Annotated in this window: 7 protein-coding genes and 1 tRNA gene; 4 read left to right on the top strand and 4 right to left on the bottom strand. The window is 73.6% G+C overall.

The genetic code is table 11. The annotated features are described in order from the left end of the window. Positions 1–1,241, top strand: a 1,241-nt coding sequence (locus ABD317_RS30470) for an SGNH/GDSL hydrolase family protein (protein ID WP_344294042.1), incomplete at its 5' end; no start/stop codon positions are given. A 295-nt stretch (positions 1,242–1,536) separates the two neighbouring features. Here the strand turns inward: ABD317_RS30470 and ABD317_RS30465 are convergent. Next, positions 1,537–2,121, bottom strand: coding sequence for a hypothetical protein (locus ABD317_RS30465; protein WP_344294040.1), 585 nt, complete (start codon positions 2,119–2,121; stop codon positions 1,537–1,539). Positions 2,122–2,389: 268 nt separating this feature from the next. Next, positions 2,390–2,471: transfer RNA gene (locus ABD317_RS30460), tRNA-Leu, on the bottom strand. Between the two features lie 347 nt (positions 2,472–2,818). Between ABD317_RS30460 and ABD317_RS30455 the strand changes: the two genes are divergently transcribed. Continuing rightward, a complete protein-coding gene (locus ABD317_RS30455; RefSeq protein WP_344294038.1) occupies positions 2,819–3,607 on the top strand; it encodes an ABC transporter ATP-binding protein in 789 nt (262 codons plus the stop codon). 65 nt (positions 3,608–3,672) lie between these two features. Further along, the gene (locus tag ABD317_RS30450) at positions 3,673–6,231 is read left to right on the top strand and encodes an FtsX-like permease family protein (RefSeq protein ID WP_027756571.1); all 2,559 of its coding nucleotides are present in this window, start codon (positions 3,673–3,675) and stop codon (positions 6,229–6,231) included. A gap of 98 nt (positions 6,232–6,329) precedes the next feature. Here the strand turns inward: ABD317_RS30450 and ABD317_RS30445 are convergent, their stop codons facing one another. Beyond that, complete coding sequence (locus ABD317_RS30445) at positions 6,330–6,560, bottom strand: DUF4287 domain-containing protein (protein WP_027756572.1); 231 nt, start codon at positions 6,558–6,560, stop codon at positions 6,330–6,332. Between the two features lie 117 nt (positions 6,561–6,677). Between ABD317_RS30445 and ABD317_RS30440 the strand changes: the two genes are divergently transcribed. Beyond that, complete coding sequence (locus tag ABD317_RS30440; protein ID WP_027756573.1) at positions 6,678–6,986, top strand: hypothetical protein; 309 nt, start codon at positions 6,678–6,680, stop codon at positions 6,984–6,986. Between the two features lie 73 nt (positions 6,987–7,059). Here the strand turns inward: ABD317_RS30440 and ABD317_RS30435 are convergent, their stop codons facing one another. After that, positions 7,060–7,824: a hypothetical protein gene (locus ABD317_RS30435; protein ID WP_344294044.1), complete on the bottom strand. Its 765-nt coding sequence runs from the start codon at positions 7,822–7,824 to the stop codon at positions 7,060–7,062. Positions 7,825–7,846: the final 22 nt, after the last annotated feature.

The raw sequence follows: 7,846 nt of genomic DNA, 5'->3' as shown, positions 1-7,846 counted from the left end.
CCGCCCGCCCCCCCGCCCGCGCGGGCGCCGACGCCGCGCAGGCCGCCGGCACGCACGGCGGACCCGCGCGATGGGTCGCCGCCTGGACCTCGATGCCGCAGCTCACCGAGCCGCGGAACATGCCGCCGCCGCCGTTCACCCAGGACGACGGGGTGCTGCGGGACGCCACCCTGCGCCAGACCGTGCGCGTCACCGTCCCCGGCGACCGGTTCCGGTTCCGCTTCTCCAACGCCTTCGGCGGTGCCGACCTGCCGATCACCCGCGCCGCCGTCGCCCTCCCCGCCGGCGGCGCGGCGGGCGTCGACGGCATCGTGCCGGGCAGCTCGCGCCCGCTGACGTTCAGCGGCCGGTCGGCCGCGACGGTCCCCGTCGGCGCGCAGGTCGTCTCCGACCCGGTGCGCCTCGACGTCGCCCCCGGCGCCAACCTGACCGTGACCCTGTACCTCGCCGACGGCCAGGCGTCCACGGACGTCACCTCGCACCCGGGCTCGCGCACCACCTCGTACCTGCTGGCCGGCGACCACACCGACGCCGCCGCGCTGCCCGGCGCGACCCCCACCGACCACTGGTACTTCCTCAGCGGCATCGAGGCCAGGACCTCTGCCCGCACCGCCGCCGCCGCGGTCCTCGGCGACTCCCTGAGCGACGGCCGCGGCTCCACCACCAACGGCAACGACCGCTGGCCCGACCAGCTCTTCGACCGGCTGCGCGGCCGCGGCGGCCCGCCCGTCGCCGTCGTCAACCAGGCGGCCGGCGGCAACCGCGTCCTCAACGACGGCCTCGGCCCCAACGCCCTCGCCCGGCTCGACCGCGACGTGCTGGCGACGAGCGGCGTCAGGTGGCTGCTGGTCTTCGAGGGCGTCAACGACATCGGCACGGCGCCGGCCACCGAGGCGGCGCAGCGGGCGGTCGAGGACGAGCTGACGGCCGCGTACGACCAGATCGTCACCCGCGCGCACGCGCAGGGCATCCGGGTCTACGGGGCCACGCTCACGCCGTTCGGCGGCAGCACGCTGTACGACGACCCGGCCGGGCTGCGCGAGGAGACCCGGCAGCGCGTGAACGACTGGATCCGCACGAGCGGGCGCTTCGACGCCGTCGTCGACTTCGACGCGGCCACCCGCGACCCGGCGAACCCCCGCGCCCTGCTGCCCGCCGTCGACGACGGCGACCACCTCCACCTCAACCCCGAGGGCTACACGGTCCTCGCCCGCACGGTCCCGCTCCGCCTCTTCCGGTGACGCTGTTTCGACGCGTTCAAGGTGATATGGGCGCCGAAACGGATTGAGTCCCCCGGTGAGCTGCACCTACGCGGGTAATGCGGAACGCTCTTTTTCACTTGACGCTGTTTATTCGTGCGTCGTTGAATTCACGGGGCGCGGTGCGCGGCCCGTGCCCATAGGCGGGGAATTTCCGGTACGCGAATACCGCCGCCCCCGAGCGCCGCGCGCCCGCACGGTGCCGCCCGTCCCCGGCGCCCGGCCTCCACGCCGGGCGCCGGGGGCGCTCAGAGGGCCCGCCGCCGGGCCCCGGGCGTCACACCGTCGCCGGTGAGCCCCGCCGTACGCCGCCGCCCAGCAGCGCGTCGCCGGCGGCGATGCCCGTACGGGCGTACGCCGTGTCCGAGCCGCCCGTGCCGGCGCCCCGGCGGGTGACGGCGCCGACCGGCAGCCACAGCAGCGCCTCCTGCCCCCGCTCCCAGCGGCCCAGCCACGCCGCCTTCGCCCACAGCCCGGCGCCGGCACCGGCCAGCGCCAACCCGCCGGCGACCGGCACCGCCGCCGCCGACCCGGCGGCGACGGCGAACGCCGCCGCGAGCCACCACCGGCGCGCCCGCCGCCACGCCCGTACGGTCACCGCCCGGTCCTGCAACACCGCGCCGCGAGCGGCCCGTTGGGCCTTCTCCGCCGCCGCCAGGCAGCGTCCGCGGCGTACCGCGTAGACCACCGGGGCGACGACGAGGAACAGCGCCGCCCCGGCGTAGAGCCCGATCCACTGCCCGGTCAGTCCGTCCTGCCAGGCGCCCGCCGCCGCGGCGGCGATACCCAGCCACCACAGCGGTGCCGCCCCCGCCCGCACCACGACCGCCGCCCGTGCCAGCGTCACCGTCCCGCGCACCACTTCCGCTCCTTCCGCCGGGGGTCCTTTCCTCGCGTGCGCGGGAGGTTACCTGCGGATTCTGAGGAGCGCATGAGAAGCGCGGCGGCGCCGTGCGGGGCGCCGCGGCGCGGCGGCCCGGGGGCGGCGAGGTGGGGGTGAACGTTTCAGCTGAGTGGCCGGTTCCAGACTGCCGGGGCGAGGTCGAACCGGGCGTCAGCGGTGCCCCGGAGGGGCGGGGTCACCGTGCTGACCAGTCGTCTTCACAGGTCGACGACCTCTTGCCGGGAGGTGCCCGGAGCCGGACTTGAACCGGCACGGCCCGAAGGCCAGCGACTTTTAAGGTCGCCGTGTCTGCTTTCCACCATCCGGGCAGGACTCCCGGCCCGCACACGCTGCGTACGGGCCGCCGCATGGCGCGTAACCAGAGTAGCGGTGAGTGCGGGCCGAACTGGCCATCTACGGACTGATGTTGGCTTGAATTAGGCCCGAGTTGTCGAAGAAGTCCTCGGATGAAATTCCACAGCCCTAAACGCCCCTCTCGACCGCCTCGTCCGGCGTCTCTCTCAGGGTGCGGGTCATACCCGAGGAGGAGCCGCGCGGCACCCGAGTACCTCCTCGGTCTCGCCCCGAACCGGAGCGCGGGTTGATCCGGTCCGCCGGATCCGCCGGGACGATGGACACGACAGTCGCCGACCCCGTCCGACAGGAGCCCACCGCCGTGACCACCACCATCCCCGGCACCTCCGGCCGCGGTACCGCCCACGCCCCCGCAGCGGCGGCCAGCGCCACCGAGCTGACGAAGGTCTACGGCGAGGGCGAGACGAAGGTCGTCGCCCTCGACCACGTCTCCGTGCAGTTCATGCAGGGCGAGTTCACCGCGATCATGGGGCCGTCCGGCTCCGGCAAGTCCACCCTCATGCACTGCATGGCCGGCCTCGACACCGTCTCCGGCGGCTCCTCCCGCATCGGCGAGACCGAGCTGACCGGCCTAAAGGACAAGAAGCTCACCCAACTCCGGCGCGACAAGGTGGGGTTCGTCTTCCAGGCGTTCAACCTGCTGCCCACCCTGAACGCGCTGGAGAACATCACGCTGCCCATGGACATCGCCGGCCGCAAGCCCGACCAGCAGTGGCTGCAGCGGGTCGTGGACACCGTGGGCCTGTCCGGGCGGCTCAAGCACCGCCCGAGCCAGCTCTCCGGCGGCCAGCAGCAGCGCGTCGCCGTCGCCCGCGCGCTCGCCGCCCGGCCCGAGATCATCTTCGCCGACGAGCCCACCGGCAACCTCGACTCCCGCTCCGGCGCCGAGGTCCTGGGCTTCCTGCGCAACTCCGTACGCGAGCTGGGCCAGACGGTCGTCATGGTCACCCACGACGCGGGGGCCGCGGCGTACGCGGACCGCGTCGTGTTCCTCGCCGACGGCCGCATCGTCGACGAGCTGCGCGACCCGAACGCCGAGCACATCCTCGACCTCATGAAGCGTTTCGACGCGAAGGGCCGGGTCAGCTGAGCCCCGCTCGCCGACCCCGCAGGCCGCCCGCTACCGGCTTCCCACCCGTACAGGACTGACCCCATATGCTTCGCACCGCCTTGCGCAACGTGTTCGCGCACAAGGCCCGGTTGCTGATGACCGTGCTCGCCGTCATGCTCGGCGTGGCCTTCGTCTCCGGCACCCTGGTCTTCACCTCCACCATCTCCGACGCCTACACCAAGAGTTCGGAGAAGGGCTTCGACCACGTCGACGTACGCCTCCAGCCCGACGACGACGCCGACGAGGGCCGCCCCGGCGACCCGCCCCCGCTCACCCAGGACCTGCTCGACAAGGCCGCCGCGCTGCCCGGCGTGCGGTCCGCCACCGGCAACGTCGCAGGTTTCGCCGCGATCGCCGACAAGGACGGCGACCTCGTGGGCGACGGCTGGTCCACCAACGGCGCCAACTACTACGGCGGCGACGGCGGCGAGGGGACCGACCCCCGCTACCCGATGCGCGACGGCCGCGCCCCCGCGAACGCCGGCGAGATCGCGATCGACGCCAAGACCGCCGAGCGCACCGGCTACGAGGTCGGCGACACCCCGCGGATGTCCGTCGACGGCCCCGTCCTCGAACCGGAGATCACCGGCATCTTCACCACCGACGACGGCAACGTCGCCGCCGGCGGCAGCCTCGTGCTCTTCGACACGAAGACCGCGCAGGACCTCTTCACCGAGCCCGGCGAGTACACCGAGATCGACCTCGCCGCCGCCCCCGGCACCTCCGAGAAGCAGCTGCGCGCCGCGGCACAGCGCATCCTGCCCGCCGAGACCGAGGCACTCACCGGCACCAAGCTCGCCGACGACCAGGCCAGGGACATCGAGCGGGGCATGGAGGGGCTCCGCACCGGCATGCTCGCCTTCGCCGGCATCGCGCTCTTCGTCGGCATCTTCCTGATCGCCAACACCTTCACCATGCTCGTCGCCCAGCGCACCAAGGAACTCGCGCTGCTGCGGGCCGTCGGCGCCAGCCGCCGCCAGGTCACCCGCTCGGTGCTCTTCGAGGCCATCGCCGTCGGCACGGCCGCGGCGCTGGTCGGGCTCGCCACCGGCGTCGGCATCGGCGCCGGGCTGCGCTCGCTGATGGGCCAGTTCGGCAGCACCGTGCCCGACGGGCCGCTGATCGTCTCGCCCACGACGGTGGCCGTCTCGCTGCTCGTCGGCATCGTCGTCACCGTCCTCGCCGCCTGGCTGCCCGCCCGCCGGGCCGCGAAGATCCCGCCGGTCGCGGCGATGAGCAGCCTGCACGCCCAGGCGTCCACGCGCAGCCTCGTCGTACGCAACACCATCGGCGCGCTCATCGCGGGCGGCGGCGCGCTCATGGTCATCGCCGGCACCACCGCCGACGACGGCAAGGCGCTCATGGGCGGCGGCGCCGCGGTGCTGCTCGTCGGCATCTTCGTCCTCACCCCGCTGCTCTCCCGGCCGCTGATCGCGCTCTCCGCGCCGCTGCTGCGCACGTTCGGCGTCTCCGGCAAGCTGGCCCGCCAGAACGCCGTACGCAACCCGCGGCGCACCGCCGCCACCGCCTCCGCGCTGATGATCGGGCTCACCCTCATCACCGGCCTCACGGTGATCGCCAGCGGCATCTCCCACGCCATCGACAAGATGGCCACCGACGCCATGAAGGCCGACTACTCGGTCACCATGGCGACCTTCACCCCGCTCAACCCGGAGGTGGAGAAGAAGCTCTCCGGCCTCGACGAGGTCACCGCCTCCTCCCCGCTGCGCAACGTGCCCGCCGCGATCGGCGGCGACGAGGAGGACCTCACCGCCGTCAACGGCAAGGACGTCGACAAGCTGCTGGAACTGGACTTCGAGCAGGGCTCGTTCGACGGCCTCGCCGAGGGCGTGCCGGCCGGCGGCGGCCCCGCCAAGGCGATCGTCGACGACGACACCGCCGAGGACGAGGGCTGGCGGATGGGCGACACCGTCGCGGTGACGTACCAGGACGGCACCGAGGGCGAGCTGACCGTCTCCGGCATCTACCACGGCAACGAGATGATCAACGGCATCATGCTCGACACCTCCGTCGTCGACCCGCACCTGGACCGGATCTCGGACTTCGAGGTCTGGCTGAAGACCGAGGGCGGCGAGAGCGCGGCGATGAAGGAGAGGCTGGAGGCGGCCCTCGGCGACAACCCCGCCATCGAGGTGATGAACGAGGAGGACGTCTCCGAGGCCATCGCCGGGCTGATCACCATGATGCTCAACGTCCTCTACGCCATGCTCGGCATGGCCGTCCTCGTCGCGGTCCTCGGCGTGATCAACACCCTGGCCATGTCGGTCTTCGAACGCTCCCAGGAGATCGGCATGCTGCGCGCCATCGGCCTGGACCGGCGCGGCGTGAAGCGGATGGTCCGGCTGGAGTCGCTGGTCATCTCGCTCTTCGGCGGGGTGCTCGGCATCGGCCTCGGGGTGTTCCTCGGCTGGGCGGCCGGCGAGCTGATCTCCAGCTCGCTGGACACGTACGCGCTGGTGCTGCCGTGGGAGCGGATGGGGTACTTCCTCGCCGGCGCGGCGCTGGTGGGCATGCTGGCGGCGCTGTGGCCGGCGCGGCGGGCGACGCGGCTCAACATGCTCGCGGCCATCAAGAGCGAGTAGGCGAGTCGGAAGGGCCCGCGGAGGGATGACCCCCCGCGGGCCCTTCGCCGTGCAGTGCCGGTGCTCGGCTGGTGCGCCAGGGGTGCGCTCGTCCCCTCCTAGAGCATGTTGCGCGCGGCCCGCCTCAGGTCGTACTCGTGGATGATTGCTTTGGCGTGGCCGTACGCCAGGTTGTGCTCGCCACGGAGCCAGCTGACTTTCTCCTCGAAGCGGAGGAGACAGGGACCGTCCTCGACGGTCTGCAACCAGTCGGAGACTTCACGGCCGGTGCAGTGGGGGATGCGGGAGAGCAGGTTCCGGTGGGTTTCTGCGGAGAAGACTTGGGACATCGGCGCCTCCGGTATGCAGTCCTTCTCAGCACCGTGCCTGAGCGTGCGGCGATTGACAACCACCCGGGCGCGGGGACGCGCGATCCCCGGCCGCTACTGCCGGGTTAGGCTCGGCTCGTGCTCGACGTGCTCGACTTCGTGACCGCCGTTGACCGGATCGCCGACCGTCTGCGGGCCCTGCCGCAGAGCCGGCTGCGCGCGGGCGCCGCCGCCGAGGGGCTCGCGCTGGCACGCGAGATGTCCGTGCGGGCGCAGCGGCTGGAGGAACCGGAGCGGGTGCCCCGCGAGATGCCGGCGGCGGGGGAGTTCGCCGTGGGGGACCAGGTGGCCGTCGCGGGGCGGGACCTGGCGGAGGCGCTGCGAGCCGCGGACGACGCGGAGGGCCTCGTGGACGCGCTGGCGCTCGTGCGGGGCGTACGGCTGTGAACGGGGCGCCGCGGGGCGGCTGAGGGGCCCGTACGGCCCGTATGGGCCATGCCCGTAGGGCGCGGCGGCGGGCTCAGAGGGAGGCGATGACGCGGTCCGCGAGGATGTAGACGCTCTCGCCCGCGCAGTCGAAGGTCAGCGCGAACGCCCCGCTGATCGCCGAGCCGCCGAGCAGTACCGGCTCCGCGCCGCCGTCCAGCGCCTCCGCGAGCCGCTCCGCGGTGTCGCGGTGGCCGGGGGAGAGACAGAGGGTGGTGCCGTCGGCGAAGACGTACACGTCGAGCGTGCCCAGCGGGCCCAGGCGGACGTCGGTCAGCGGCGTGCGGCCCGAGGCCAGGTCCTCCAGCCGGTTCACGGTGCGCTCGTGGTCGGCGACGGCCGGCTGCGGGCGGAAGTCGGGGTGCGAGGGGTGCCGTCTGCGGGCGGCGGCCAGCTCGGCCGACTCGCCCTCGGCGGGCGGCGCGTCCGCGGCGGCGGCGATGTCGTCGGGCCCGGCGTTCTCCTCGCCGGCCAGCCCGTCCAGCCGCTCCAGCCGGTCCAGCCGGTCGTGGTCCAGGGGGTCGAGCAGCGGCTCGAAGCCGGCGAAGTCGGCCTGGCGCGGTATGAACACCTCGCCGCCGAAGTCGACGGGGTCGCCCGCGAAGGGGCTCGCGTCGATGCTGTCGCGGGCCTCCTGCTCGGCCCAGAACGCCCGGGCCTCGGCCAGCTCGCGCTCCCGCTCGTCGGCGAGCGCCTGGGCGACGGCGATGCGTATCTCCGCGGCCGGTACGGCCCGGGCGGCCGGCACGACGGCCTCGCCGCCCTCCCCGGCCGACGCCGACCACGACTGGGCGCTGATCCGCCTCGGCGCCCCCGGCGTC

The sequence above is a fragment of the Streptomyces synnematoformans genome, from assembly GCF_039531005.1.
Classification (GTDB): domain Bacteria; phylum Actinomycetota; class Actinomycetes; order Streptomycetales; family Streptomycetaceae; genus Streptomyces; species Streptomyces synnematoformans.
Note: the sequence above shows the minus strand (reverse complement) of the source record. Positions and strands in the feature narration are given on the sequence as shown.